The organism is Mesorhizobium sp. P160927 (genome assembly GCF_057766385.1).
Genome location: NZ_JBYMDW010000001.1, coordinates 2,245,674 through 2,271,375, shown reverse-complemented (window position 1 = coordinate 2,271,375; position 25,702 = coordinate 2,245,674). Strand labels below are relative to the sequence as shown.

Below are 25,702 nucleotides of genomic sequence, written 5' to 3'. Positions count from 1 at the left end.
CCTGGGTTGGAAAGGCGGGTCTGGCCTCACCGGACTTCTGTGTCGAGAGGTCCAGCCCGCAAAACTTTAGAAACTGGCGATGATGACCTAAGCGGCGAAGATCGCCGGCTTCGGCAATGACGGTCAATGCCTCGATCGGTCCGATGCCCGGGATTTGTCGCAGGAGCTGATAATCCTGGCTGTGCCGCAGCAGATCGTCGGCCTGTGCTTCGATCTCATTATGTTGCCGGACCAGGCTGCGTGCTTCGTCAATGACCATCTGGAACATGCGAATGGCAGGCGCATCAAGTCATCCAGTGGCAGCGGCAATCCGATCGATGGGCGCGCCGTCTCGAAAATATTGCCGTCAGAATCTGTGTCTTGCTGACCTTGCGGCCGACGACATCCCAAGCTGCTGCCACAAACTCCTCCTTCGTCAGCGCCGTGATGCTTGCTGGGGTCGGAAAGGCATGGAGGAAGGCAAAGAACCAATCGCTGCGGCTGTTCCCCCGGAAGCGATCGATCTCGGGAAAATACAGCGGCTGGTAGTGTGTCAGCCTGCGGTGCTGGATCTCGGTCTTGGCCCTGGCGATCGCTTCATGTGTCTTCGACAGTTCCTGCACTTCGTTGATGCCGGCTCGCAGCGGATCATGGTAGACCTGCGTCGCCTGGTATCCTGAGCATGTGTAGGATCACCTGGGCATCGATCTTCTTGCCGAATATGACGCCGAAGGCCTTAAGAAGCCCAGGCATCTGTTCGCTGACGAGAAGGTCACGTGCCGACAGCAGCACCCGCACGACACAGGTGCCGTGGCTCTTGATGCGAACCTGCTTAAACCATCCGGTCCGTCCGATCTGAGCAAGGCCCGCCGCTCGTGGCGGCCCGATTTGTCCGGCATCATCGAGAGGGCGGCGCTTGACACGATCGGAAGTCCGCGCTCGTTAACTCGTGCCAGAGCCAGATCGCAAGCGGTCACGGCTCCATGCCGATCCGCTCCGTTTCCGCAGTTCCACAGTCCCGCCCGCATCTCCCAGTCGCGCCCGGGTAGCCATTGCGCTGCAAGGCGGGTCTGATCGCTACGGCGGCGCCGCCACCATCTCCATCAGTCGGTTCGGCGACAAAGCCAATCATCTCCCGTAAGAGAAGTGCTTTCGGGCAAGTTCCGCAGGTTCAAGGAGATCGTTGACGGCGCCGCACTTGGAGCTGCGTCGAGCGCATGGTCGAGCTTGCCGCCCAAGGTACGTGGCTTCGAAACGCGTGCGATTGCGCCTCATAAACCGCTGCGTGGCTGGTCGCGGACATACGAGGGGCGCAGGCGCCTGAAACGAACCCGTCGGTCACGACGGAGCAATCCTGCCGCCTGACCAGGCGCGTGGAAAAGTATCACAACGGTGACCACAGCGTCGCTTCAGGCCGTCAAAAGCTATTGCCGTGCGTCAAGGCGGGCTAGGTGACCCGTCAGAAGCCGGCACCAGCGGCTTTGTCGGGACAAGACACATGCTATTGGGATTTGGCCGCCGCAGCCGCGAGCATCGCTTCTCCCATCGCAATGGCCCCTTGGGCACGCAGCATTTCACCAGGGTTCTGAATGTCGCGCAAGTCTTTGTTCTGGCTGAGTTTTGATTTTCCAACCAGGCCGGTGATCTCGATCTCCAGGGCGACGATTGCCTTAACCATCGTGTCGATGAAGTCCTTCGGCGCGTCGCCCATCTTCCACGGGGCAGGCTGCGAGGCTTCTTGCATATGAGTGAGCTTCGCCACGTTACGGCGTACATATCGCTCATCATCCCGGACAGTGATGCGTCCGTGGGCGTGGACGACGAGATAGTTCCACGTCGGCACCTGCTTGTGGAGTTCGTGCTTGCTTGGATACCAGTTCGGCGAGATGTAAGCGTCGGCGGCACGGAAGATTACGAGAACCTCATCGCCATTGGCGACTTCCTCCCAGACTGGGTTCTTGCGAGCGACATGGCAATTGAGAACGCCCTTGTCTCCCTTCGAGCGGTCAAGCTCGAAGGGGAGGTGGTTCGCGTCCAGTGTGCCTTTGCTTTGGGTGACGAGGATACCAAGCGGGTGTTTCTCGATAAGCTCGAACAGGGCGTTCTGATCAGGGACGGCAAAATGAGGCGGAACGTACAACGGTTTATCTCCTGTCGCGAATGTGCGGTTGCTAGTAATCGGCGGAGCCTTACGGAACGGGCTCCTGAATCTTCGCTGCCGTCGACGAGTGCCCCGGATCTCGGTGTCCACCACGCTCAAGAACCGCCATCGAGAAATGGGCGGGCACATCAGATGCCGCCGCGTATGAGTGCGGTTGGTCAGTGACAAGCCGCGCACTCTCGCCTTCGCTTAAAATGACCACATGGGTACCTACCACAACGCTCAGGGCACCCTGACTGACCGAGATCAACTCGCGCGTATCCGGACTATGAGCATCCGCGGAAAACACGTCGCCCGGCATAATGACCCAGCTCCACAATTCGAACATCGTGCGTCCCGAGGTCGACGAATGCAGTTGTGCAGAGCTTCCCTTGGCGCTCGTCCAAAGCCTCCTGGTCTCTGTCCGCTCGATGGGAAGGCACACCGTGGAAGGGTGCTCGTTCAACAAATCGGCCACCGAGAGCGAAAACGCCGCCGCCAGCCGACACAGTATGCCGATACTGGGGTTCGCCCTACCCTGCTCCAGCGCGACCACGGTTCCCTTGGACAGGCCGCTTAGTTTAGCCAGTCGATCCAGGGTCAGGTTTTGGTCACGCCTCAAGTCTCGGATCCGGGCCGCTATCGCTTGCCCAAGGACCTGCTCGGCATCAAAGGCTGTCGTAACATCGGTCATTATATTGACTTAGGACCTCGGCTCACCTATTGCGGTCAGTATAATGACCGGGGCGAAATTGCAACTGCCCGTTAGGAAGGAAATAACCGATGCGTTTTGAGACGAAGGCGATCCACTGCGGCCGAGGGGTCGACGCGTCCACGGGGGCCGTATCCATGCCGCTGCACACCAGCACGACGTTCGAACGCGGTGTCAACGGGTCATTTCCGTCCGGCTTCGAATACACAAGGGATGGAAATCCTACACGCAATGCGTTCGAGGCGGCCATGGCGACGCTTGAGGGAGGGGAAGACGGCATCGCCTTCGCTTCGGGCATGGCCGCAATCGCTGCAGTTTTCGAGAGCCATCCGTCGGCGGGTCGGATCGTTCTGCCGGATGACATGTATTTCGGCATTCGTTCGCTGATCGAAGAGACCGACATTGGGTCTCGCTTCGACTTTGCCCCAGTCGACATGCGCGATTTGGACGCTTTGCGCGCCGCGGTGACATCGAAGCGGACTGGCCTCGTCTGGATCGAGACGCCGTCAAACCCGATGATCCGCGTTGTCGACATTGCGGCCATCTGCGCAATCGCGCACGAGGCAGACGCCTTGGCGGTGGTGGACAATACGTGGGCCACCCCAGTGCTTCAACTGCCGCTCGAAATCGGGGCAGACGCAGTGATGCACTCGGCGACAAAGTACATTGGCGGCCACTCGGATTTGATGGCCGGTGTCGTCATTGTCCCAAACGCGTCACCCCTCGGTCGCCCATTGCGGATGGTCCAGAAACACAAGGGCAGCGTCGCAGCGCCCTTCGACTGTTGGCTGGCGTTGCGGGGCCTGCAGACATTGCCGGTCCGCATGCGCGCCCATTGCGAAGGCGCCCAGAAAGTGGCCGAGGCCCTGGCGTCTCATCCGCGCGTCGAAAAAGTGCTCTTTCCTGGTCTGCAAACTGACCCGGGACACGATCTTGCTACGCGGCAAATGAGCCATTACGGAGCGATGCTATCCTTTATCGTCGAGGGCGGAGCCGATGCTGCAATGGCCGTGGCCGGCCGCCTGAAGATTGTTGTCCGGGCGACAAGCCTTGGCGGGACGCATTCTCTGATAGAGCATCGCGCATCCGTTGAAGGTGCGAAGTCCAAAGCGCCAGGCGGATTGCTGCGAATTTCTGTAGGGCTTGAACATCCTCAGGACATCATCGATGACCTGATGCAGGCCCTAGGCGAAACCTGCAAAGCGGGAGTCCAATGACGGGTGCAAGAACTCTGGCGCCGCTTTATGTGGCGGCTGGCGCAGCCGACGATCGGCAGAACAATGTTCCTGCTGAGTAGAACGCACGTCCTCTGGTGAACCGCTACCGCCGTGTCGCATCGTCTCGGGCGCGTGGTCGCATGGGTGATGAACGTCTTCGGGCTTCTGGACGATGGCCACGCGCTCGACCGGAAGCGGAAATACCCAGATTTGCCGTTGACCTCCTGCTGCTCGACCTCGTCGGAGATCGCGGTCAACAGATGGGATGGATGTGCTGGCACTACGGCACTTTGACAAGCCGGCCATCGGGGCGCTAGCACCGTCCAAAGCCAAGAGTCGCAGGGCAGAACTGACCGCACCAAGCGGGCTGCGGGACCCATCAGCTAACGGCCAGGTTGGTACCTCAACGCGCATCAGCACCGTGGATGCGACATTGTCCTTGTTGCGAGCGCGATCTCGGAACTTCGTTGTGACGCAGTCAGTGCAGAGAGCGCACCGCTCTAATCAAATGAGCGGAAGAACGACTCCCAGTGGAGGTGAAGAAGTGATGCGGCGTCAAGATCCTCCGCGCTTTGCGGCAAACACACTGATCCCTCTTCACAACCCGGTCTTTCGTTCTATCTGGACAGCCACGCAGATATCCAGCCTTGGCTGGCTGGTGCAGAGCGTGGCTATAAGCTGGCTCATGGCCACGATTTCAGCCTCCGATCTGATGGTTGCGCTCGTACAGGCTGCATCGACACTGCCCGCGTTCTTCTTGTCGATCCTTGCTGGAGCCATTGCAGACAGCTTCAGCCGCCGTGGCGTGATGCTTGCCGGACACTGCCTGATCGCACTGGCATCCACGGCGCTGGCACTCTCTGTGGGACTGGGCTTTGCTAGTCCATGGCTAATCCTGGGACTGAGTTTCTTGGCCGGATGCGGCTTTGCCTTGAACGATCCAGCCTGGCACGCCTCGGTCGGCGATATCCTGGAAAAGCGCGACATACCCGCTGCAGTGACGCTGATGTCGGTGGGGTACAACGTGGTTCGGAGCATAGGACCGGCGCTGGGCGGTGTAATCTTAGCTTTGCTGGGCCCCCTTACGGCTTTCGCCCTCGCTGCGCTAAGTGACCTGGTCCCGTTGAGCGCTGTTCTGCGCTCACAGTGGCAAGTTCGCTCTTCGCCTCTTCCGCGCGAGCGGATGACTACGGCCATTCATGATGGCATGCGATTCACGGCAATATCCTCAGAGATCAGAGTGGCGATCGTGCGTGCAACCCTGTTCGGGTTGTCAAGCATCTCGATCCTTGCTCTGCTCCCCCTCCTGGTTCGCGACCAACTGGCGGGAGGGCCAATTGTGTACGGCGTGCTATTGGCCGGCTTCGGCACAGGCGCCTTCATCGCCGGCATTGGCAGCAGCTACTTGAGACGCATCACGTCCCAGAACCGATTGATCACGCTCGCATCCGTTGCTTGCGCAACGTGCTGCCTTTTCATGGCCCTCACATCGTCGGTGGCTGTGGCGGCGATCGCGCTTGCAATCGGTGGCGCTGGCTGGGTTGTCACCTGGACCGGAACCGACGTGTGTGTGCAGTTGGCAAGCCCAAGGTGGGTCGTTGGTCGCACCCTGTCCATCTATTACGCCCTGACCTACGGCGGCATGGCAGCGGGTAGCTGGATCTGGGGTGCTGTCGCGCAGTACTATTCGCTGACGTGGGCTTTGGAAGGTGCTGCAGCGGCACTGTTGCTGGTCGCGGCTGTGGGAAAGCTATTGCCGGTGCGGCTATGGGAGGAATCGGATCAAGCGGCCGTCGACTTCAGGCCACCAGAACTGGCCCTCCCTTTGAAGCCCAGGAGCGGTCCGATCGTGATCAAGATGGAGTACTCGATACTCGAGGAGAGTATCGATGAATTTCTGAGCTGCATGCGCGAAAGGCGGCGCGTTCAGAGCCGCGCCGGTGCGCGGGACTGGACCCTCCAGCGCGACCTTCAGAAGTCGACGCTTTGGACCGAGACCTTCCGCACGCCGACATGGACGGACTATCTTCGTCTAAACCATCGGCTAACGGTGAATGACAGGGACATAGGCGAGCGCCTTGCCGCTCTGCACATGGGTGATTCTCCGCCTCGCATCTCACTTTCAATCGAGCGGTCGACAAGCCCCGCCCCCGGCAGCCAAGTCCAGCCTGTGCCTTTTGTATCGCGCCCGTGAGAAAACCAAGACTTGTCTGGGCTTGGACACGGAACGAGCTACTCCTTAATTTGTTGAGCCTGCCCGGATTGCAAATCGTTCCGGCCGGTTAGGCGAGCATGAGGATTCGCGTGGCAATTATGTCCATCACGGGTCCCATGTTCAGCCCGAGACCCCCCTCTCTGCCGCCAGATCGGCTTGAGCACGGATTCAGGTCGCCTGTCCTTTGCATAGCGGCGGGCAACGAATAGCAAGGGGGCGGAGGGTATCCCCCTCTGCGAAGCGGGCAGAGGAGGAATCCGCAAGGCGGGTTGCTGGGGAGACGGGCCGCGCGCCTCTTTCCGCTTAGTTTTCTCCGTTACAAAGTCCCCCCGGGACGGACTGCCAGTTCACGCCGGGGCCAACAGCATGGTTGCTCGCACGGGCGACCGCCGCGTCTGCCGGTCCTGCGAGTAGAATGAGATCGGGAAGTGCGGCTTCATCCTCGATGCCAGAGCTCGCGTCGCCGTACCGCGGCCGCCAGAGCCCCTTGCGCTGTCACGAGTCAGCCCACCTTTCTAGCTGGCAGCCATCGGGAGCCGATCCGCAGCACCTGTCGGCGCGCCTTCCGTGTCAACGCAGAACATGATGCATATTCCCAGCGCTTTTTGACAGAGCGAACTACAAAATGCAGAACACAGACTCTCCGCCAAATGAATGCTGCGAGCAAGCAGCAGGCGGAGGAACTCCGTGTGGGCTGAGTATGTGTTTCAACGCGGACAAATAAATTGTAGCCAGTTCACGAAACGCCGGGCCCGCTCCTCTGGCGTCCGATCGTCCAGGAAATCCCCTCTGCGCGCACCACGCCAGACACCTCCTTACCGATATGATGCTCAAGCACCGGCCGCCAAGGCACCAGCGTGAACTCGCGCGATTTCTCGATGACACCGTATTTTCCGCCGGCGAGCTCGACGCAGCGGCGCAGCGTTCCGTCTATTCGATTGCCATGCCGCGCTTCAGAATACGAGAGCCCGAGTTCGTCCGAGAGCTGACTGGCAACACGGTTCAGCTCTCGTTGGCGCAGCATTGAAAGCATGTTGGCGCGATAGATGACCCGATCCTGCGCATCATGGGCAAGACCTTGCGCGATCAGCCACTGCTGTCGGCGGGCCTGGACCTGACGTACTTCGCGACCGAAGCCAGAGTCGCCCAAGGACTCAGGGTGGGCTGATACCAGCTCCTGGTCGATCCAGGTGGCGCCGTCGAAGCCTACTTGGCTCTCCAGCGGCATTGATGAGAGCTTGTCAACGACAACAGGCTGGGCCCTCGCTCGCTGACGCTCGTAATCCGCGACGCGGTTGAGATGGTCGGGCGCGACTGTCCATGTGCCGTCCGGCTCGCGCTCGACGCCACCGGTCGCACGGCGGATCGCCTCCAGTCGCCGCACGTGCGTTTCGGCAAAGCGTTCGGTGGCCGAGGGGTCATGCTTGAGATGTATATCGATGCTGTAGCGCCCGTCGTTGACCGTGGCGATGCCGGCAATTGTGCGGTCGACTTTTCTTGGCCCGGTGTCCCTCGGCCTGACCCGCACTATGCAGCCCTCTGGTGTCGGTTGGGTGGCCTCGCCTTTGCCGATATCAAAATAGTGGCTTTTGCCGTCCACGCCGTCGACGACGAGGTAATGGCGGTCAGTGATTTCGTCGGCCAGCCCGCGCCCGACGACACGTCCGACCACGGTTTGAGCCGACCCGTCGCATCGATCGTGGATAAGATGGTCGGCGGCACTGCGGACGAGCCCCTTGCCGGTCAGCTCGCGATGGATGGTCTTGACGATGTCGCCGCGCGCGCCGATGCGGCGTAGCGTGGCTTCGAGCTCATCCTCCAGGCGCCAGCGACCGGCAGGCATCTCCTCGGCGAGGCCCATCCGCTCGAGCTTGCGCAGGCGGCCCTGGTGCAGCGTCTGGCGAAAGGTGTCTCGGCTGGCCAGTGAGACACACCCCTCATCGTCGCGCATGCGCATCAGCTGCCGGTCGATGCTGGTGAAGCGTTCCTGCTCCATCTCCCGGCGCAAGCGATGCTCGATCTCGCGGTCGGTGCGCGGGCCAAGGTCGAGGCTAACCAGTTCGGCTGCGCGCTCGCGCAAGCCAGAGGAGATGTAGTCCCGCGCTATGACGAGGTTTTCGCCGTGATTGTCCCTGCCGCGCACGATGATGTGGGTGTGGGGATGGCCGGTGTTGAAATGGTCGACGGCCACCCAGTCTAGCCTGGTGCCGAGGTCTTCTTCCATTTGCGCCATGAGGCGACGGGTGAGCGGCTTCAGGTCATCATACTCGATACCGTCTTCAGGGGCGACGATGAAGCGGAACTGATGACGGTCACCGTTCGCGCGATCGAGAAAGGCCCTGCCGTCCGCGCGGTCATTGTCGGCAGCGTAGAGCTCGCCACGCTCGCCTTCCCGGGTGACGCCGTCGCGCTGGAGGTAGCGGAGGTGCGCACGAGCCCCGTCGACTCCCTTGCCGGCCAGCTTGACGATGCGTGCCTTGACGACTGCGCGCCGCTGCCGAAACGCCGCGTGGCGGTCGCGCGCTCTAAGAACGGCGGCAGCGGCCCCGCCGCGCCCCACCCGGCTTCCGATGAAGCGGCTGCCACGTCCGCTCCTGCCGCCTGCTCGGTTGACCGCGGCCTGCACCTGGCCAGCGTAGCGTTTGCCCGCCTTCGAGCCGAGCGAGCCAATTTTGCCGAGCTTCGGCGTAAATTCGTTATCCTGCATGCGGCCTCCGATGAACCAGCAGCAAAATCAGAAGCTTGCCCGCCACACCCTCCTGGACTCGGAGGCAACCTCCGGGGAAAACGATGTGCAGACAGACACTTCGCCGCCTCCAGGAGGCGCTGCCTTTATCTTGCCTTCCGCGCACCTGCCTCCCTGCCCCGCCCGAACCACGGTAGCCGCTGCCCTCACCTGCGATCCGGCCGGCCTGACCTTGCTCGCTCCGATCCGAGCGGCACCAGGAGTTGGCCATTCGGGCCGGTCACGGAAACACCGTTTCGGAGAAAAAACAGCGACTGCCCGGACGGGATTCCCGGCGCGCTTTTGGAACGGGATTTGCCGGTGAGCGCGTCCATATCGGCGGCCGAAATGCCCGCCGCCTTGATCTCTTCCAGATACGAAACCGTCTCGCTGGGCAGCGGTCGCCCGCGCTGCAAATGCTGCTCGTAGCGCTTCGGCCCGGCGTTATAGGCTGCAAACAGGCCTGGAAATCCGAAGCGGTCATACATGGCGCGCAGATAGGCAGTGCCTGCCAGAATGTTGTCGCGAGGGTCGTGTGGGACGGCTCCCAGGCCAAGCTCTGCGCGCAACTCCTCGTAGGTGGCTGGCATCACCTGCATGAGGCCAATGGCGCCGGCGCTCGACGTGACCGGCCGCCCATTGAGCGTCGTCTGCCCCCGGCTTTCGGCATCCATGACGGCATAAATCCAGGTCTGTGGAATGCTGAAACGCCGGCTTGCTTCGGCTACGAAGGGCTGCCATCTTGCAAGCTGCGGACTATGGGAGATGACGACCGGCTTCGTGTTGGTCGCGGCGGAACAGGAGCATGGTGCGAGACACGCCATGCTCAGCATAAGGAGGGTCACTCGGTCCATAGCGGCACGAGCCTCCCGATGATATTTTCGGTCGGCACCGGCCCGAAATAGCGGCTGTCGAACGAGCGATCTTTATCGCTGCCGAGCAGGAAAATCTCGTCGGCGGCGAGTTTTCGGCATGCATTCCACCAAGGCAGCGGACGGTGCTGCGTGTCGGTTGCAAGCCGGCGCGCGGCTATCTCGCCGCCGATGATGATGGCGTCGCTAAAGGTGCAGACATGCTCGCCGGGCAGCGCCGCAAGGCGCTTGACCAGCGGCACGTTGCTGGGCAGATAGAAGCGTTCGGCGGCGAGATCGGCGACCGGTCTTGGTGGGCGGACGAGTACGAGATCACCAAGAGCGGGCGATCCGGATGCGGCGCGATAGAGGCCCACCGGCGCACTCGCCGAGGCGTTCCAGACCAGCCAGGGCGATGGTTTGCCGAAGGCGGCGAAGCCAATCAGGCCAAGGCCGATTGTGGCAACGACGATCGTCTTGCGGGCTCGAATGCGCCGCAGATGGCTGCCGATCAGACGGATGGTGGGACGCCGGCTCATGAGCGGCCTCCCTCACCGGACGAGCCGGATTCGTGCGCGCCATCCTCGGGCGCGGTCTCCTGCGCGTGCCCCTTCGACCAGTCGTCGAGTTCGTCGATGTGATAGCGGACATAGCGGCCGTGCTTGCGGAATTGTGGGCCACCGCCTTTGAGGCGCATCTTCTCCAGCGTGCGCTGGGACAGCCCGATATAGAAGGCCGCCTGCGCGGTGTTGAGAAACGGACTGCCCTTCTTGGCGCGGGCTGCGCGTTCGTTTTCGTCGTCCATGATGATCCTCGGTTCGTTACGGGCAAGCGAGGCGAGGATCGGCGAGCGAGATCGTTTTGGGGACGGGCGAAGAGTGGGGGGTGAGTTTTCGCCGCCCCTTCGGCGGCCTCACGGGTCCTGAGAGAGGCCCTGCGCCGGTTGGCGGCGCAGGGCTTTGCGGGTCGGCCGGTCAGTCGACCGGGTTCCAGATGATGGCGTAAGTGTCCTCGTCATCCTGGCCGGCGGCGCGGCCCAGATTGGCGTAGAGCTTTCGCGGGCCAAACTCGGGGGCCGCAATCGACAGGCTCACATAGTCCTTGCCGGAGGTCTCGCCGGTGCGGATCCAGGCCGCACCCACTTCGACCCCTTGCGTCAGCACCCGGAAGTCGGGATGGGTGTCGGCGCTCTTTGCCTGATTGGGCACGATGTCGATGTCGGCGCGGACGCTGAGCGTCTTGAGCTGGCCCTTGTAGCCGCCGTTTTCCTGTTTGGTGACGTATCCGATTGCGGTCATTTTCAGTCTCCTCTTGGTGCTCGCAGGGGACCATTCCCCTGCGATGGCGGACCGTGATGGGCGCGTCCGGACCGCCGGAACCGGCACGGCCGCAGCGATAGCGGAGGACCCGAGCGGGGAGTTTTTTTGAAGCGAAGCGGCGCGAGGAAGCCGCCGCAGGCGGCGGGGAAAAAAGCTGCCGGCGAGGGTTTCGGGCGGGCCGGATCCGCCCATAGGTCGTCAAGCCAGGCGCAGGGGAATGGTCCCTGAGACACAATGGAGACAGGTTGCGCGATCGGGGGCACAACGAGCAGGCGGCAATATGCGGGGGGCCGGCGGCGCGGGCTCTCTCGGCAATCGGATTGGCAATTGGACCCACGCGCCTGGCGCCTCAGCAAGCAATTCGGGCCGGTGCGGGCTGCCGAAATGGGGGCGAATTGGCGTTGGAATTTCTCGCACGCGGCACTAGCTCGGCAAGACGATCAATCGGAGCCGGCGCGGCCCGGAGCGGCGCGCGTCCTTAGCGGCAGTACTCGAGAAAACGCCGCTCGGGCCCTGATCGACTATTCGCCACGAACAGCGACTGCTTCCTTGCGCACAGATCGGCGAATAGGAAGGCCACGCGGCTGGGCAGCTTTCGGCCGGGAATTTGATCCAGCGCGGCAGCCAGGCCTCAACTTGAGGCGGCGGCCATTCTCGCCACCAGGAAGCCGCGGACCTTCCAGGCGAAACTGCTGTCCGCGCCATGCTTGCCGCCGATTTCGGCGAGCATCGAATCGGCGATTTCCTTGTCGCGCAAGCGATCGAAACGCCATTGTCCGGTTGCCGCCATATGCCGACGACGCGCACGATATTGTCGTCGCCAAGCGCCCACCTTGCGCGCGAACATGCCGGCGGCAGCAAGGGATCGCGATTGCCGCTGGCCACCACCGGGCAGGCCAACAGCTTGTGCCGCATATTGCCGAATGCGGCGTCAGCCTTGCAGCCGGCAAGGCTGGCAGTCACTGTCTCGTTGGCTGCGCGCTGCGGCTCGGGGCGCACCTTGGCGATGCAGATCGGCATAGTTCAGCATCGGGCCGGTGAGTTCCGGCGCCGTCAGAAATGGGCATCTGCTCGCTTTGCGGCGTCGGCCAGTTGAGCATGGTGCATCGTCATGCCGCAATCCCTTCTTGCGCCTCGCCTTCGGCATCGGCCTGAAGGCCAAGCAGGAAATCGGCGGCCTTCGAAGCGAGGCTGGCGGCACGGAATATAGCGCGGTTGTCCTCGCGCAGCACCTTCAGCCATGAGCCGATGTAATCGGCGTGACGCACGGTCGGCTCGATGCCGAGATTGCTGCAGACGAAGGCGGCAGTGATTTCGGCGACCAATTCTTCACGCGCGTAGGCCTTGGAGCCGAACGAGCCGGAGAGGTCGCGAGCAAGCCGCGTCGGGTGGCCGGTCCAGTGGCCAAGCTCGTGAAAGCAGGTCCGGTAATAGTCGATCTGCTGATGGAACGCTGGCTGCGGCGGCACCTGAATGTGGTCGCTGCCCGGCATGTAGAAAGCGCGATCGCCGCCGACCCTGAAATCCGCACCGCTGGCGCGAATCAGGGTTTCGGCCTGCGGCACGATCTCGCACTGAGGCAGCGGCTCGGCGGGGGCATGGAGGGGTTCCGGAAGACTGTCGCACTGCGCGACATTGAAGACGGTGAAGCGCTTCAGAAAAGGCACGGCCTGTGGTGCATCGCCCTCGTGGCGTGCGCGCTCCTTCTCGTCCTTGGGGACAAAGCGGTCGGCATGCACGATGGTCGTGCCGCGCTCGCCTTTCCTGACATTGCCGCCCAGGGCAAGCGCCTGCCGGAAGGTCAGCCAATTCTGGCTGGGATAGCTGCGCTCGATGACGGCGCCCCACAGGATGAGGATATTGATGCCGGAATAGCTGCGCCCCGTGGACGCATTCCTCGGCTGGCCAAGGCCTGCTTTTGCGCTGCCCCATGGCTTGACCCATGGCACGGTACCGCGCTCCAGCTCGGCAATGATGCGGTCTGTGATCTCCTGATAGAGGCTGGCGCCCGGGCGCCTGCCCTTGCCTGCGCCAGCCTCTCCGCTGGTGGTACGCTTGCTGTTTGCATGCATCGTTTCATCCTCCGCTCACCAATCGCCGCGCCTTTCCCCGGAAGCGGGGTGGGCGGCGAGTCGCGACCGGAAAGGCCCGCCGTGGTAGGCGGACCGCATCCGAAGGACCGGAACGAAGAGGAGGACCCTGACCGGCACGCGAAGGGTTGCGGGCTGCCGCAGCGGGCCTAGAAGGGAGTGCCGCCCACCCCGCGCCGCCGGGAAAGGCCAACAGACAAACCGCGCCGCCCGCAAGGGCGGCGGCCGTCACAGCCCGAAGGGCTGCCCACGCCAAGGGGCGAAGCCGAATGGCCGAGACCGCCTGAGCTTGCCGAAGAAAAGCGGGCTCGGTTCACGAGCACCTGGTGCGCGTCGTCAGGCGCGCGGGCGCAGCCATTTTTTTCGCACATGGTCAGGCGGCGCAGTTACGTCGAGAACCCACAGGCACCGCCGCCGTGCGCGCGGCTTCCTCCGAAAACCAGCGCTTGGCATTGTCCTAGACAATATTCCTGTCCGGATCATGATAGATGCGGCGCGCCCGCTAGGACCGGAGGCTGGACAGAATCTCGCACGGATCAGCGTCAATGGCCGCAGTTATGTCGAGAAACTCGATGACGTCCAGACGCCGCTCTGCGCCCTCGTACTTGGCCACGAAGGATTGGGGACGACCAAGCTTGTCAGCCAGCTGCTCCTGGGTCAGGCCTTTGGCCTTGCGCAGCGAAACCAGCTGGGCCAGAAACCGCTGGTGGCGGGGCGATCGAAGGGATTTGGGCATGGAGGCGAACCGGTCGGGTAAAGACCGGATCAGCGACTAATCCCGGTTTCGGATTATCCCATTTTGGGATATACTGCGTGCGCTCACAGGCGAGGTTCGCAGGCATGAATGGACCAATGGGAACAGATGAGACTCGAAGCTCAACTTTGAGCGATGAAGTCCCCTGGTCGGAGAACCTCACGAGCTACGACAGGGAGCATTTCACAATCTACCTGCGGATCCTGGATGCCTGCGCCGACAATGCCAGCGAAAAGGAGATGGCCGAGCGCATTCTCGGCATCGACCCGTCCATTGACCCGGTCCGCGCCCGCAAAGCTCTTCGCAGCCATATCGACCGTGCGAACTGGATGGTGACGACCGGCTACAAGGAACTGTTCGCCGGCTGATGCACAACGCCCACTGCCACGTGTTTCGAGCAGGCAAGTCTCTGTAGCCAAATTCGGCAGCGCACGGCCGCGACAGCCGGCGCGGCGGGAGCGGTCACAACTGGTTCGCGTGCTGTTTGACTGCCATTTCCAGTGCTTGCATCAAAGGCACAGCCTTGGAGAAGAGGAAGCCTTGAGCGGTTCGGCAGCCAAGCTTGTGCAGGGTTTGCCGATCCGCCTCTGTTTCGACGCCCTCGGCCATGACCTCGATCCCGAGCATCTCACCGAGTTCGATGACCGATTTGACAAGCAGTCGGTCCTCTCGGGACTTGGCCAAGCCGCGAATGAAGCCCTGGTCTATTTTCACCTTGCGTATCCGACGGTCCTTCAGAGATGCCAAGGTAGAAAAGCCGGTGCCGAAGTCATCGAGCGCGATGGAAATACCGGCATGTGAAAGCCGTCCGAGCTTTTCATCCACTCTGTCCGGGTCCACCGGCGATTCTTCGGTAATCTCGATTTCGAACATCGTCGCAGGCAGGCCTCTTGCCGCCAGACCATGCAGAACCATGTCGTCGATATCGCCGGCTTCCAGTTCGCGAGGGGAAACATTCATCGCCACACGAATGTTACGACAGTCAGCCTTCACCAAGCCGTCGATAAAAGCACAACAGTCGGCGAATACGGTTTGCGTCAGCAGCTGAAGCATTCCGGTTTCGCGTGCGGCTGTGATTATTTCGGGTGGAGAGATGGCACCATGCGTCGGATGGCACCATCTCAGCAAGGCTTCAAAACCGACCACGGTCTCGGTTTCGAGTTTCACGATCGGCTGGAACCAAGGTTGCAATTGTCCCGTCTTTATCGCCGAATGAAGATCCCGTTCGATGGACTGGCGACGTTGCAGTTCCCTGTCGAGTTCGGCATCGAACAGGCAAAATTCGTTCCTGCCATGGCGCTTGGCCGTATACAGGGCGATATCCGCCCGCAACAACATTTCAGTCAGGCTCGGCGTCTGCGCCAAGTATATCCCTATCGATGCCCCGACCCGCACGGACGCGACCTCGATATAGGGGCGAGCAATTTTGGCTATGATATTGGAGGCGAGATCACTGGCAGAAAGCGAAGCTCTCGTTGAGGGAAAAACCAGCACGAATTCATCGCCGCCGATACGAGCGAGCGTTGAGCCTTCGGGTGCTTCCTGCTCTATGCGGCGGGCGATCATGACAAGCAGTTCATCACCGGTCCTGTGACCGTAGGTGTCGTTGACAGATTTAAAGCCGTCCAGATCAATCAGCATTGCCACGAAGGGGCCATCCGCGGTCTTGAACCGACCGATGGCGTGTTCGAGGCCCCGCCTGTTGAGAAGGGCGGTCAGATGGTCCTCCCTGGAGTTGCGCTCCATTTCCGACGCAAATCGCTCTGCCTCATGTCTCAGGCGGCTTGCTTCGCGGAAGCGCGCCTGCCCAACAAACGAAGCTCGGACCAAGCCGCCCATGAAGAGCAGAACGGTGGAAGCCAGAATGTAGCGTTCAAAATTGCCTTTCGCCAAAAGGCACGCCACCGTGATGAGGAGTGGAGGTGTGATGAAGCTGGTCGCCGCCGCGGCATACGAACTGCCATATGTAACCGCACCAGCTGAAATGCCGGCCAGTATGACCAGATGCATCGGTGCTTGTGGTGTTGTGTATCCAACAGTCAGCACGGCCGGGAAGGACCAGGCAAACCCTGCCAGAAGGGCAAGGACGCCAAACATGCGAAGGCGCGGCAAAACGCCAAGCAAATCCTGATGGCGCCCCGTTTCCTTTAGCTGAAAACGGGCGAGTGCAAGCCGGGCGGCATTTAGCGCATTGACGACCAGGAACCAGCTTGCAGCGGCAAAGCCGCCGCCAGAAAGGGCCTGCACCGCGCAAATCAGGCCTGACAGGATCGCGCTTATCGGCATCGACACGAAGAGCCCGGCCCTCAGGTCAGCAAGCTGATCCTGACGGATTTTGGCCTCCAGCGATTCTTCTTCCTTTAGGGGTGCCATGAATGGACCAGCTTGCTTGCGTCGTTGTTCGCGAGGACCAAACCTATGCAAGCCCACTGAAGGACGGGTTAACTACCCAGCGAGGGTAACCAGTGCGCTCACCATGCTTCGGGTCACACCTTTGGCTTAGCATTGCCGAATCATCAAGGCTTCGCCCGCGCGCGTGCCTTGATCCGAATCATGCCATGATCGGCAACGTCACCAGGAGACAGCCTTGCCCCGCGACGACGCGCGCCAGCAAGACAAGGAAGCTTCGCCGAGACAGCGTTCCAGAGCGGCAGCGCTCTGTGCGATTCACCGCCTGAGCATGGCCGAAATGCCACGGCGGACAAAGGGAAGATGTTGGGCAAAGCGGAGCCCAGCATCTCTTGCAAGCCGTGCCGCCGGGTGCTCGCTTGAGTAAAGACCCACAAGCATGTTGGTGGCGTGATAGAGCGGCGCCGCCGACAGCCGCAGCCGGCTTTCGTATCTGCCGAGCATGTCGGGATCGGCAATGTCGCGGCGGGTGCGACATGCTGTCAGTATTTTATGAGCGAGTTGCTTCTGGCCGCTGAGGCCGATGTTGAAGCCATGCGCGGTCACCGGGTGCATGCCGATGGCAGCGTCTCCGATCAGTGCCGCACTCGGAGCCGAGAACTTGTGCGCCCAGGTCGTGACCAGCGGATAGGCATGGCGGGTGCTTGCCAGGGTCATCTCTCCGAGACGTCCTCGACACCGGTTCATCAATTCCATGAGGAACAATTCGTCATCGAGAGCAAACAGTCTGTCGGCCTCACTTGAGCGCAAAGTCAGAAGCAGCGACGACACGCCTCCCATGAGCGGCAACATCGCGATGGTCTGATGGTGGTCGAACCATTCGACCGCGATCTGGTGATGGAAGCGCTCGTGCCTCACTCGGCAAATCAGCATGGAGTGGCCAAGCGGATGGATGTTTGCGCCAATGCCGAGCAGGTCGCGCATCGCGGACAAACGCGAATCCGCTGCGACGAGCAGCCGAGCGGCCAATTGCCTGCCATCAGAAAGCGTTATGACCGCCTCGTCTTCGCTATTTGTTGCATTGACGACCGAGTTGCCGCACAGCAGCCGGGCATGGTCCTGGAAGTAGACAATTTTGAACAGGGCATCGCGGATCTGACAATTTGGGACCAGAAATCCGAGTGGTTCCCCAGATCGGCTGAGAGCATCGAAGCACAGGGCGAAAGGGCTCGATCCGTTGAGCACGCGCGCGCCATGAAGCGGTGATTTGTCCGATGCGGGGATGGCGTCCCAGGCGCCGAGCTCGCGCAGGATTCTCACTGATGCGTGGGTCAGCGCGATCTCGCGACCGTCGAAAGCCGGATTCGCCAGGCTGTCGAGCGACTGCCGTTCAACCACTGCCACCTTGAGTTGGCTCCGGGCGAGCGATGCTGCGAAGGCAAGCCCGACCGGCCCAGCTCCGACGACAATGATGTCGAATGTTTCCACAGAGCCGGCCATCAGCGTGCCGCCATAGCGGCTATCTGCGATACGAAGCGCTCTTGAAGCATCGCAATCACCCACGGTTTGCCGCTCATCTCCCCAGCGTCGATAGACATGCGTTCTCCGTTCAGAGACGGGTCAATGAAACCACGCCGTTGAAGAGATGACGCTGATCTGGATCAACCAGGCTCGAGGTTCACGGTCGAGTGGTCGATTGCCGTGAAAAGGTCTGCATGTCTGGGCATTCTGAATGGTCGGCTTCCGAACCGGCGTGCCCCTCCTGGCCAAAGGTTCGGCAACGTATATTGGCTGATCCGTTCTTCGCACGCGCGCCGTATCGTCATGACGCGGGCAATCGCCAGCGAAGACTAGGTCGACTGACGACCAGCATCCGCACAGTCGTTGGCGTCGCCAGCCGGTTCAGCCTCGCGGATCTTCCCGATCGGTAAGGACCCGCTCGGCGGAGCCGTCAAGATCTTCGTATTGGCCGCTCTTCAAGGTCCACAGGAAGCCCCGGTCCAAGCCCCACCAAAACAGGCAGCGGCCATCGCATTTCCGTCAGGACGGGCGTCTTGCTGCCGACAGCGTGCTCGCCAACCATGACGGCGCTATACGCCGGAGGAACTCGCCGAAGGCCTCATGTAAAGTGATGTGGAAGGGAGCAGAACCAAAGGGACTCTGCTCCGCGTGCCCGCTTTTTTCGCAGCTACGAAACGCTCACCGAGAACGGATCCGTACTGAGGAGGAGGCCGTCCTTGACTTGCCCGACGCCGGCAACCTTCTCAGCCGCAACGATCGCTGCCTTCCGTTGACGCTCGTCGACAATCGTCCCCTTCAGTTCGACGACGCCGTCGCTGACCCTCACATCGATCAAGTCACCACCGCTCCAGGTTTGTGACTGCAGTTCGGCAAGGATAGCCTTGCGGATACGGTCGTCATCGGGTGGAGTGGTGCCCTGTTTCGGCATGGCGCGGATCAGGACAAGCAGCAAATCAGTTCGCGTGATGATGCCGACGACCCTGTCCCGATCGACAATCGGCACATTGTTGATGCGATGTTGCATCATCAGGTCGACAATATCTGCAATCGAGGCGCCAGGAGGCGCCGAGATTACGGGTGTGGTCATCACCTGATGGATGATCCGTCCGTTCGAGCGCGCATAGTCTTCGGCGACTGTGCCCGGGCCAAGATCAAACTCCAGCCAGCGCGGACGCACACGCTGGGTCCCAAGTTCCTCTCGGCGCAAGAAGTCGCTTTTGCTTACAATGCCAACCAGGGCACCGTCGCTGTCCGTTACCGGGAGGCAGCTGACTTTGTTTGAAATCATGAGCTCGGCCGCTTCGGCGATCGTCGCGTTCGTATCCGTCGTGATGACTGACTTCGTCATGATGGCTTCGGCTTGCATCCTCACCCTCCTGATCTTTCGTCGGACGACGATAGGACATCCCGACCCGCGGCGCGTTGATCTGAGTCACTTGGAACGAGTGGCATTCTCCGCGCCGTCGTCGCTGTCGGTGAGAATGCGCTCCGCCGCGCCATCGAGATCCTCGTACTGGCCGCTTCTCAACGCCCACAGGAAGCCGGACAGGCCGAGTGCGCCAAGGAACAGCGCCACCGGAATGAGATAGGCGAGCGTCGTCATGAGGATCGGGCCAAGGCGCCGGCCCGCGCGGGCCTGTCCTGCCGCGCAGTTTCGGACGACGCACCCGTTGCGATGCCTTGCAGACGCATCGCATTTCCAATCACAAGCAATGACGAGGCAGACATCGCGACCGCCGCGATCAGAGGCGTAACATGACCCAGAATGGCGATCGGCACGGCCACAGCATTGTAAACGGTCGCAATTGTTATGTTCTGTCGGATCAGGCTTCCCGCCTTGCGCGACACGTCCAGCGCCAGCGGGATCGCCAAGAGGCTTTCGCGCAGAAAAACGAAGTCGGCTCTATTGCGGCCAATGTCGGCGGCCGTGGCGGGTGCGATCGAGACATGCGCGGCGCTCAGCGCTGGTGTGTCGTTGAGCCCATCGCCAACCATCACAACCTTGTGCCCGTCTCTCGCCAGGCTCTCGATGCGTTCAACCTTGCCGGACGGCAGCAGGCAGGGAACGAAGTGATCGACACCAAGCGCGTCCGCAACCTCTGCGCAGGCTTTCGCGGTGTCGCCCGACAGCATCTCCACGCTCATACCAGCGTTGTGCAGTTGATCGATGGCTGCCCTGGTATCGACGCGCAGCGCATCCTCGAAATGGAAGGTCGCGACGATGATCCCGTCTTTCGTCAGAACCGTCCCGCCGTAGCCATGTTTGCCTTCGCCGCCGGTTCGTGCCTTCCAGCCAGCCCATCCGCGTCTACCCAGCCGCCAGGTGCTACCGGCGGCTGTGGCTTCGATCCCGAAACCCGGGTGCTCGGTCACCGCGTCGAATTTGTGCTGGCTGCTGCTGACGGCAAAGCTGGCAATGGCCTTTGAATATGGATGACGCGAATGCGCGGCCAAGTCGGCAGCGATTGCCAGCATGGCGGGATTGATCGACGACGTGTTGACGAGCCTGGGCTGGCCAAGCGTGAGCGTTCCGGTCTTGTCGAACACGGCTGTATCGATCGTTGCCAGGCGCTCCATGGCCGAGCCGTCCTTGACCATGATGCCGCTTTCAAACAGGCGCCGTGCGGCCACCACCTGAACGATTGGAACGGCGAGGCCAAGCGCGCAGGGGCACGTGATGATGAGAACAGCGATGGCGATCGTCATCGCCCGGTGCCAGTCGCCAGTCACCGCCATCCAGCCCAGGAACGTCACGAAGGCGGTGAGATGAACCACGGGCGCGTAGAGTGCCGACACGCGATCGGCGATCCGGCGGTAATGCGCGCGGCCGCCCTCCGCGGCTTCCATCAGCCGAACCATTTCCGCCAGGAACGAATCCTTTGCGGCAGCTGTGGCTTTGATCGTCAGCGGGCCGGTGAGGTTGAGTACGCCGGCCTGCACGGTATCATCTGGCGCCACGCTTCTGGGCTTGCTCTCGCCCGAGACCAGAGAGCAGTCCACGTCCGATGTCCCGCGCGCGATCTTGCCATCGACGGGGATCCTTTCGCCGGCCGCAATCAGCAGCAGCATGCCCTGTTCGATCTCGCCCACCGGCAGATAGTCGCGTGCGCCATCGCCGCGCAGCACCATGGCGCCACGCGCGGCGAGCTGTGAGAGGCCCTTGACGGCGGTGCGGGCGCGTTCGCGCATCACGTGATCCAGCGTGCGGCCGATCAGAAGGAAGAACAGCAGCGACACCGATGCGTCGAAATAGGCGTGGTCGCCATGGGTGATCGTCTCATATAGGCTCATGGCGTAGGCCAGCGACACGCCGACCGCGATCGGCACGTCCATGTTCATGCGGCCGTGGCGCAGTGCATTCCAGGCCGACTTGAAGAAGATGCCGCCGGCGAAGGCGAGTGCGGGTATGGCGATCAGCGCCGAGACCCAGTGGAACAGGTCGCGGGTCGCACCTTCGGCGCCGGACCAGACCGATACCGAGAGCAGCATGATGTTGCCTGCCGCAAAGCCGGCAACAGCGACGGCGCGGATGAGCTCCGACAGCGTCTTGTCCTTTGTATCGGTGTCGGCTTCGAACAAATGCGCCTGGTAGCCGAGCCGCCCCAGCACGGCGACCAATGGCGGAACCTCGCCCCCGCGCCATCGGACCGAGACCCGCTTCGTTGACAGGTTGACGCGTGCGGCCTCGACATGATCAAGTTTTCCCAACGCCGTCTCAATCGTCTGGATGCAGGCGCCGCAATGAACCGTCGGGACCGAAAGATCAGTTTGATGGAGACCATCGCCAAGCGATCGGCTTGCAAGCCTGACTTCCTGGCTGGAAGGCAGGACGGATGTGCCCGTGTCCAGATCCAACGCCATTTCAGCACCAGGTGCACAACAACTCATTTGAGCGCTCCATGGGAGATCATGATCCTGCGCACATCGCGATAAGATCTTGCCAGGCCGGCATCGGCGTCGATTTCAACGATCCACACTCCATCCCTTGGCATGTGTTGGGCTGCAAACTCCTGGCCCGAGGCGAGGGCGAGCTTGATGGACTCATCCTCTTTCTCGTAAGCGGGATGGCGAAACAGCACCTTCACGCCATGCAAAGAAACCGGCTTGCCGGCGGCGTCGGTGAGGCTGTAGCGGACTTCGCCCCCTGCGATGGTCAGCTTGCCGGTCCAGCCGAGGGCTGCCTGCGCGCGCCCTTCCTCGGCCTTCCTGTTGAATTGCTGGCTCGCCACATAGGTGTTTTCGACAACGAGGCCGGTCCAGCTTGTGTTGGCGAGCGTCGCCATCGTCAGATTGACCGCGATGACCACGCCGAAGAAGGCAAGGATGATGGCCAACATGTGCCTGCCGGTGAATTCCCGGGATTTTCGCGTGGTGGCGTTCATCTGGCGATCTCCGGCGCGTTGAATGTGGCGGTGTATTCGTTCGATTCGAAACTCGCTTTGTCCTCGACACGGAGTGTGAAGGTCTGCGCCTGGCCATGAATCTGATCGGCAGGCAGGCGCACGAAAACCTTCAACATCTTCAGCCGGTCGGGTTCGACCTGGATCGCAAAAGAGCGATCGGCGGGGAGGTCGACACCAACGATGCTCATCTCTGCGCCTGGCAAGCCCCCTATAGTGACGATGATCGTTCTTGGTTCGGGGATCATGTTCAGCAGCTTGACGGTGTAGCCATTGCGGATGGAGCCGTCGGACAGCTTCACGAATTGCGGGTTGCGGTCGTGCAAGACATTGATCTCGAGCCGATCGCGCGTCAGCAGCGAATAGAGCAGGCCCAGGCCGATCAGCGACCACATAGCCATGTACACGTAGGTGCGCGGCCGAAAGATCTTGCGGATATGGAAATGCGCCACCTTTTCGGAAAACAGGCCGTCGTCCGTTCTGACCAGCGACGGATTGACCGGACTGGCGCCGCCCGCGGTCGCCAGCATCATGTTGGCGTTATAGTCGGAGAGCGTCGCATAGGAGATCAGCCCGCGCTCCTTGCCGAGCTTGTCCATGACGCCGTCGCAAGCGTCGATGCAGAGCGCGCAGGTGATGCATTCGAGCTGCTGGCCATCGCGAATGTCGATCCCCATCGGACAGACAGCGACGCAGGCATTGCAGTCGACGCAATCGCCAACTGGCTGCCCTGCGGCCTGGACCTTCTTGGCATGACGCGTGCGCGGTTCGCCGCGCCAGTCATTGTAGGTGACTGTCAGGGAATTCTCGTCGAGCATGGCTGCCTGGATGCGCGGCCAGGGGCACATATAGGTGCAGACCTGCTCGCGCATCAGTCCGCCGAACGTGTAGGTCGTCGCCGTCAGCACGGCGACGGTGATGTAGGCGACAGGCGCTGCCGTGCCCGTGAAGAGTTGGCCGAGCAGCGTTGGCGCATCGGCGAAATAAAAGATCCAGGCGCCACCGGTCAGCGCGCCTATGACCAGCCAGATGGCGTGTTTCGACACCCGTAGCGCCAGCTTGCGGGCGGTCCAGGGACTGGCATCGAGCTTGATACGAGCATTACGATCGCCTTCGATGGCCCGCTCCAACACCAGGAACAGATCGACCCATACGGTCTGTGGGCATGTGTAGCCGCACCAGGCACGGCCGACAGTCGATGTGATCAGGAAGAGTCCAACGCCGGCCATGACCAGAAGGCCTGCCACATAGTAAAATTCCTGCGGCCATATCTCGATGAAGAAGAAATAGAAGCGCCGGTTGGCGACATCCAGCAGCACCGCCTGATCCGGAGCAAAAGGGCCACGGTCCCAGCGCAGCCACGGCGTCAGATAGTAGATGCCAAGCGTGACCGCCATCACCAGCCATTTGAACTGGCGAAAGCTGCCCGAAGCCCGCTTTGGGAAGATCTTCTTGCGCGCGGCATACATTGGCTGGCGCACCTTGGCGGAGTTGACCGGCGTAGGTTCGATCCGTTCTATTTGCGTGTTATCAAGCACGAGAAGCTCCAGTCACCAGCGACGATTTCGCCGGAAGCCGACTCATCGGTTCTGGATGATGCCGAGGCCCGGCTTGCGCCGGGCCTCGTCGCTTGGCGGGAGGGGGAGGACGAGAATAGGCTTCTTTCCTATTCTCCGCCGCCAAGCGAATGGATGTAGACCGCCAGTTCCTTGACCTTGATCTCGCCGAGGCGCGCGCCCCAAGCCGGCATCACGCCGTGTTTCGGTGCGGTTACCTGGGCGGCGATGGCCGCTTCGCCTGACCCGTAGAGCCAGATGGCGTCGGTCAGATCTGGAGCGCCGAGTTCCTTGTTGCCTTTTGCATTGTCGCCATGACAGGCGACGCAATTTTCGGCAAAGACCCTTGCGCCCGACGCGACCAATGCCTGATCGCTGACGGCCCCCGACAGACTGGCGGCGTAGGCGCTGACCTGTTGGATCTGGTCGGCGGTGATGATGTCGGCAAAGGCCGGCATTTCCGACAGGCGCGTATCCGGATCGGAGGCGAAGCGGATGCCATGCGTGATCGTCTGCTGAATCTGCTCCGCCTTGCCGCCCCACAGCCAGTCGTCGTCATTGAGGTTGGGGAAGCCCTTTGAGCCTTGGGCGCCGGAACCATGGCACTGCACGCAATTGAGCTTGAACGCGGCACCGCCGGCGGCGACGGCAAATTCGCGCAGCGTGTCGTCCGCCGCGATCTCCGAAACACTTTTCGCTTCTATCGCGGCGACATATTTGCCCTTGGCGGCTTCAGCCTTGGACAACTCGTTCCCGACATCGTTGCGGCTGGAATAGCCGAGCACACCCTTGGTTGCCGTGTGCAGCAGAGGCCATGCCGGATAGGCGATGGTGTAGCCGATCGCCCAGACTATGGTGATGTAGAACGTCCAGACCCACCAGCGCGGAAGCGGGTTGTTGAGCTCGCGAATGCCGTCCCACTCATGACCGGTCGTCGAGATGCCGGAAACCTCGTCAATGTGATCGCTGCTCATGATCAGTCCTCCTTCAGAGGAATTTGAGCTGCTTCGCCGGCTTGCCTGCGGCTGCCGGGACGAAGTGCAAAGGCAACGGATCCGATGAAGAAAAGAGCCATGGCAAGTAGGCCCCAGCTGTCGGCAAACTCCCGCATGAAATTGTACGTCATCGCCATTGTCCTCAGCGGTAACCGGCGGTCTCATCGTAGTTCTTGAAATCGACGAGCGTGCCCAGCATCTGGAGATACGCTACCAGCGCGTCCATCTCCGTCACCTGCTGCGGATTGCCGTCGAAATCCCCGATCTTGGCCTTGCGATAGCGCGCCTCGAGGCCGGACGTGTCAGCGTTGGGATCAGCCTGCGTCATCAGATCGGCGTTAGCATGCGCGATCATGTCATCGGTGTAAGGGGCACCGACACGCCTGTTTGCGACCAGATGCGTCGAGAAGTCCTTCACCGCGATCGGCTTGTCCTTCAGGAAGGCATAGCTCGGCATGATCGATTCCGGCACCACGGACCGTGGATCTGTCAGGTGATCCACGTGCCACAGGTTGGAATAGCGGTCGCCCACACGAGCGAGGTCCGGTCCGGTACGCTTCGATCCCCACTGGAAGGGATGATCGTACATCGACTCGGCCGCCAGGCTGTAGTGGCCGTAGCGCTCAACCTCGTCACGGAACGGCCTGATCATCTGGCTGTGGCAGAGGTAGCAACCCTCGCGGACATAGATGTTGCGCCCGGCAAGTTCGAGCGGTGAGTAAGGTCGCATGCCTTCGACCTTCTCGATCGTGTTGTCGAGATAGAAGAGCGGTGCGATCTCGACGATGCCGCCGATTGTCACGACCAGCAGCGACCCGAGGAGAAGAAGTGTAGCGTTCTTCTCGATCAGTGCGTGTCTGTTCATCAACCTCATTTTCT

The 25,702-nt window shown here is 61.6% G+C and carries 23 protein-coding genes and 2 pseudogenes; 3 read left to right on the top strand and 22 right to left on the bottom strand.

The window, feature by feature from the left end:
• Nucleotides 1-19: 19 nt before the first annotated feature.
• The 3 genes and pseudogenes from AC3CB8_RS11070 to AC3CB8_RS11060 all read right to left on the bottom strand — a co-directional run.
• A pseudogene (locus AC3CB8_RS11070) lies at nucleotides 20-684 on the bottom strand (transposase); the annotation flags it as partial.
• Nucleotides 685-1,480: 796 nt separating this feature from the next.
• Nucleotides 1,481-2,119: an FMN-binding negative transcriptional regulator gene (locus AC3CB8_RS11065; RefSeq protein WP_023783766.1), complete on the bottom strand. Its 639-nt coding sequence runs from the start codon at nucleotides 2,117-2,119 to the stop codon at nucleotides 1,481-1,483.
• Nucleotides 2,120-2,168: 49 nt separating this feature from the next.
• Complete coding sequence (locus AC3CB8_RS11060) at nucleotides 2,169-2,813, bottom strand: helix-turn-helix domain-containing protein (protein ID WP_023776436.1); 645 nt, start codon at nucleotides 2,811-2,813, stop codon at nucleotides 2,169-2,171.
• An 89-nt stretch (nucleotides 2,814-2,902) separates the two neighbouring features.
• Between AC3CB8_RS11060 and AC3CB8_RS11055 the strand changes: the two genes are divergently transcribed.
• Together AC3CB8_RS11055 and AC3CB8_RS11050 are read left to right on the top strand one after the other, a co-directional pair.
• Nucleotides 2,903-4,048: a trans-sulfuration enzyme family protein gene (locus AC3CB8_RS11055; RefSeq protein ID WP_352550307.1), complete on the top strand. Its 1,146-nt coding sequence runs from the start codon at nucleotides 2,903-2,905 to the stop codon at nucleotides 4,046-4,048.
• Nucleotides 4,049-4,595: 547 nt separating this feature from the next.
• Nucleotides 4,596-6,242, top strand: a complete 1,647-nt coding sequence (locus AC3CB8_RS11050; protein ID WP_352676372.1) for an MFS transporter — start codon at nucleotides 4,596-4,598, stop codon at nucleotides 6,240-6,242.
• 757 nt (nucleotides 6,243-6,999) lie between these two features.
• Here AC3CB8_RS11050 and rlxS read toward each other — a convergent pair.
• The 8 genes from rlxS to AC3CB8_RS11010 form a co-directional block, all read right to left on the bottom strand.
• Entirely contained in the window at nucleotides 7,000-8,970 is a 1,971-nt protein-coding gene (rlxS, locus tag AC3CB8_RS11045; protein WP_352726719.1) for a relaxase/mobilization nuclease RlxS, read from the bottom strand.
• Nucleotides 8,971-9,155: 185 nt separating this feature from the next.
• A complete protein-coding gene (locus tag AC3CB8_RS11040) occupies nucleotides 9,156-9,812 on the bottom strand; it encodes a lytic transglycosylase domain-containing protein (protein WP_488377371.1) in 657 nt (218 codons plus the stop codon).
• Between the two features lie 17 nt (nucleotides 9,813-9,829).
• Nucleotides 9,830-10,378 (bottom strand): S26 family signal peptidase, encoded by a 549-nt coding sequence (locus AC3CB8_RS11035; protein ID WP_352550304.1) that lies wholly within the window; start codon nucleotides 10,376-10,378, stop codon nucleotides 9,830-9,832.
• Complete coding sequence (locus tag AC3CB8_RS11030) at nucleotides 10,375-10,644, bottom strand: helix-turn-helix transcriptional regulator (protein WP_352550303.1); 270 nt, start codon at nucleotides 10,642-10,644, stop codon at nucleotides 10,375-10,377. The genes AC3CB8_RS11035 and AC3CB8_RS11030 overlap by 4 nt, the downstream gene beginning before the upstream one ends.
• A 169-nt stretch (nucleotides 10,645-10,813) precedes the next feature.
• Complete coding sequence (locus tag AC3CB8_RS11025; protein ID WP_352726722.1) at nucleotides 10,814-11,137, bottom strand: DUF736 domain-containing protein; 324 nt, start codon at nucleotides 11,135-11,137, stop codon at nucleotides 10,814-10,816.
• A gap of 652 nt (nucleotides 11,138-11,789) precedes the next feature.
• Nucleotides 11,790-12,005, bottom strand: a complete 216-nt coding sequence (locus AC3CB8_RS11020; protein ID WP_352550302.1) for a hypothetical protein — start codon at nucleotides 12,003-12,005, stop codon at nucleotides 11,790-11,792.
• Between the two features lie 262 nt (nucleotides 12,006-12,267).
• Entirely contained in the window at nucleotides 12,268-13,230 is a 963-nt protein-coding gene (locus AC3CB8_RS11015) for an ArdC family protein (protein ID WP_352726724.1), read from the bottom strand.
• Between the two features lie 520 nt (nucleotides 13,231-13,750).
• Nucleotides 13,751-13,984, bottom strand: coding sequence for a helix-turn-helix domain-containing protein (locus AC3CB8_RS11010; protein ID WP_023735803.1), 234 nt, complete (start codon nucleotides 13,982-13,984; stop codon nucleotides 13,751-13,753).
• A 104-nt stretch (nucleotides 13,985-14,088) separates the two neighbouring features.
• Here AC3CB8_RS11010 and AC3CB8_RS11005 point away from each other — a divergent pair, with 104 nt between their 5' ends.
• Nucleotides 14,089-14,370, top strand: coding sequence for a DNA -binding domain-containing protein (locus tag AC3CB8_RS11005; protein ID WP_081731037.1), 282 nt, complete (start codon nucleotides 14,089-14,091; stop codon nucleotides 14,368-14,370).
• Between the two features lie 94 nt (nucleotides 14,371-14,464).
• Here AC3CB8_RS11005 and AC3CB8_RS11000 read toward each other — a convergent pair whose 3' ends face one another.
• The 11 genes and pseudogenes from AC3CB8_RS11000 to ccoO all read right to left on the bottom strand — a co-directional run bounded on the left by AC3CB8_RS11000 (nucleotide 14,465) and on the right by ccoO (nucleotide 25,697).
• Complete coding sequence (locus AC3CB8_RS11000) at nucleotides 14,465-16,375, bottom strand: putative bifunctional diguanylate cyclase/phosphodiesterase (protein ID WP_352550300.1); 1,911 nt, start codon at nucleotides 16,373-16,375, stop codon at nucleotides 14,465-14,467.
• 294 nt (nucleotides 16,376-16,669) lie between these two features.
• Nucleotides 16,670-17,851, bottom strand: a complete 1,182-nt coding sequence (gene ubiM, locus AC3CB8_RS10995; RefSeq protein WP_352550299.1) for a 5-demethoxyubiquinol-8 5-hydroxylase UbiM — start codon at nucleotides 17,849-17,851, stop codon at nucleotides 16,670-16,672.
• 402 nt (nucleotides 17,852-18,253) lie between these two features.
• Nucleotides 18,254-18,346, bottom strand: a pseudogene (gene ccoS, locus AC3CB8_RS10990) (cbb3-type cytochrome oxidase assembly protein CcoS); the annotation flags it as partial.
• A 193-nt stretch (nucleotides 18,347-18,539) separates the two neighbouring features.
• Entirely contained in the window at nucleotides 18,540-19,238 is a 699-nt protein-coding gene (locus AC3CB8_RS10985) for a CBS domain-containing protein (RefSeq protein ID WP_352676382.1), read from the bottom strand.
• A 66-nt stretch (nucleotides 19,239-19,304) separates the two neighbouring features.
• Entirely contained in the window at nucleotides 19,305-19,475 is a 171-nt protein-coding gene (gene ccoS, locus AC3CB8_RS10980; RefSeq protein WP_352550297.1) for a cbb3-type cytochrome oxidase assembly protein CcoS, read from the bottom strand.
• Entirely contained in the window at nucleotides 19,472-21,760 is a 2,289-nt protein-coding gene (locus AC3CB8_RS10975) for a cation-translocating P-type ATPase (protein ID WP_352679289.1), read from the bottom strand. Before AC3CB8_RS10975 ends, ccoS (AC3CB8_RS10980) begins: the two co-directional genes overlap by 4 nt.
• Nucleotides 21,757-22,254 (bottom strand): FixH family protein, encoded by a 498-nt coding sequence (locus tag AC3CB8_RS10970; RefSeq protein WP_352550295.1) that lies wholly within the window; start codon nucleotides 22,252-22,254, stop codon nucleotides 21,757-21,759. The genes AC3CB8_RS10975 and AC3CB8_RS10970 overlap by 4 nt, the downstream gene beginning before the upstream one ends.
• Nucleotides 22,251-23,810: a cytochrome c oxidase accessory protein CcoG gene (gene ccoG / locus AC3CB8_RS10965; RefSeq protein WP_352596217.1), complete on the bottom strand. Its 1,560-nt coding sequence runs from the start codon at nucleotides 23,808-23,810 to the stop codon at nucleotides 22,251-22,253. Before ccoG ends, AC3CB8_RS10970 begins: the two co-directional genes overlap by 4 nt.
• 128 nt (nucleotides 23,811-23,938) lie before the next feature.
• Nucleotides 23,939-24,802, bottom strand: coding sequence for a cytochrome-c oxidase, cbb3-type subunit III (ccoP, locus tag AC3CB8_RS10960; RefSeq protein ID WP_352596220.1), 864 nt, complete (start codon nucleotides 24,800-24,802; stop codon nucleotides 23,939-23,941).
• 2 nt (nucleotides 24,803-24,804) lie between these two features.
• Nucleotides 24,805-24,954, bottom strand: coding sequence for a CcoQ/FixQ family Cbb3-type cytochrome c oxidase assembly chaperone (locus AC3CB8_RS10955; RefSeq protein ID WP_023766610.1), 150 nt, complete (start codon nucleotides 24,952-24,954; stop codon nucleotides 24,805-24,807).
• A gap of 11 nt (nucleotides 24,955-24,965) precedes the next feature.
• A complete protein-coding gene (gene ccoO, locus AC3CB8_RS10950) occupies nucleotides 24,966-25,697 on the bottom strand; it encodes a cytochrome-c oxidase, cbb3-type subunit II (RefSeq protein ID WP_352515440.1) in 732 nt (243 codons plus the stop codon).
• Nucleotides 25,698-25,702: the final 5 nt, after the last annotated feature.

Coding starts and splice junctions, on each gene's coding strand:
- AC3CB8_RS11030 (WP_352550303.1), bottom strand. CDS start 10,644: ATGGACGACGAAAACGAACGCGCAGCCCGCGCCAAGAAGGGCAGTCCG.
- AC3CB8_RS11005 (WP_081731037.1), top strand. CDS start 14,089: ATGAATGGACCAATGGGAACAGATGAGACTCGAAGCTCAACTTTGAGC.
- AC3CB8_RS11040 (WP_488377371.1), bottom strand. CDS start 9,812: ATGGCGTGTCTCGCACCATGCTCCTGTTCCGCCGCGACCAACACGAAG.
- AC3CB8_RS11025 (WP_352726722.1), bottom strand. CDS start 11,137: ATGACCGCAATCGGATACGTCACCAAACAGGAAAACGGCGGCTACAAG.
- AC3CB8_RS11055 (WP_352550307.1), top strand. CDS start 2,903: ATGCGTTTTGAGACGAAGGCGATCCACTGCGGCCGAGGGGTCGACGCG.
- AC3CB8_RS11050 (WP_352676372.1), top strand. CDS start 4,596: ATGCGGCGTCAAGATCCTCCGCGCTTTGCGGCAAACACACTGATCCCT.
- ccoO (WP_352515440.1), bottom strand. CDS start 25,697: ATGAGGTTGATGAACAGACACGCACTGATCGAGAAGAACGCTACACTT.
- AC3CB8_RS11020 (WP_352550302.1), bottom strand. CDS start 12,005: ATGTTCGCGCGCAAGGTGGGCGCTTGGCGACGACAATATCGTGCGCGT.
- AC3CB8_RS10955 (WP_023766610.1), bottom strand. CDS start 24,954: ATGACGTACAATTTCATGCGGGAGTTTGCCGACAGCTGGGGCCTACTT.
- AC3CB8_RS11010 (WP_023735803.1), bottom strand. CDS start 13,984: ATGCCCAAATCCCTTCGATCGCCCCGCCACCAGCGGTTTCTGGCCCAG.
- AC3CB8_RS10985 (WP_352676382.1), bottom strand. CDS start 19,238: ATGCAAGCCGAAGCCATCATGACGAAGTCAGTCATCACGACGGATACG.
- AC3CB8_RS10975 (WP_352679289.1), bottom strand. CDS start 21,760: ATGAGTTGTTGTGCACCTGGTGCTGAAATGGCGTTGGATCTGGACACG.
- AC3CB8_RS11060 (WP_023776436.1), bottom strand. CDS start 2,813: ATGACCGATGTTACGACAGCCTTTGATGCCGAGCAGGTCCTTGGGCAA.
- AC3CB8_RS11015 (WP_352726724.1), bottom strand. CDS start 13,230: ATGCATGCAAACAGCAAGCGTACCACCAGCGGAGAGGCTGGCGCAGGC.
- ubiM (WP_352550299.1), bottom strand. CDS start 17,851: ATGGCCGGCTCTGTGGAAACATTCGACATCATTGTCGTCGGAGCTGGG.
- AC3CB8_RS11000 (WP_352550300.1), bottom strand. CDS start 16,375: ATGGCACCCCTAAAGGAAGAAGAATCGCTGGAGGCCAAAATCCGTCAG.
- ccoP (WP_352596220.1), bottom strand. CDS start 24,802: ATGAGCAGCGATCACATTGACGAGGTTTCCGGCATCTCGACGACCGGT.
- rlxS (WP_352726719.1), bottom strand. CDS start 8,970: ATGCAGGATAACGAATTTACGCCGAAGCTCGGCAAAATTGGCTCGCTC.
- ccoS (WP_352550297.1), bottom strand. CDS start 19,475: ATGACGACGCTCGCCTATCTCATTCCGGTGGCGCTGTTCCTTGGCGCA.
- AC3CB8_RS11035 (WP_352550304.1), bottom strand. CDS start 10,378: ATGAGCCGGCGTCCCACCATCCGTCTGATCGGCAGCCATCTGCGGCGC.
- AC3CB8_RS10970 (WP_352550295.1), bottom strand. CDS start 22,254: ATGAACGCCACCACGCGAAAATCCCGGGAATTCACCGGCAGGCACATG.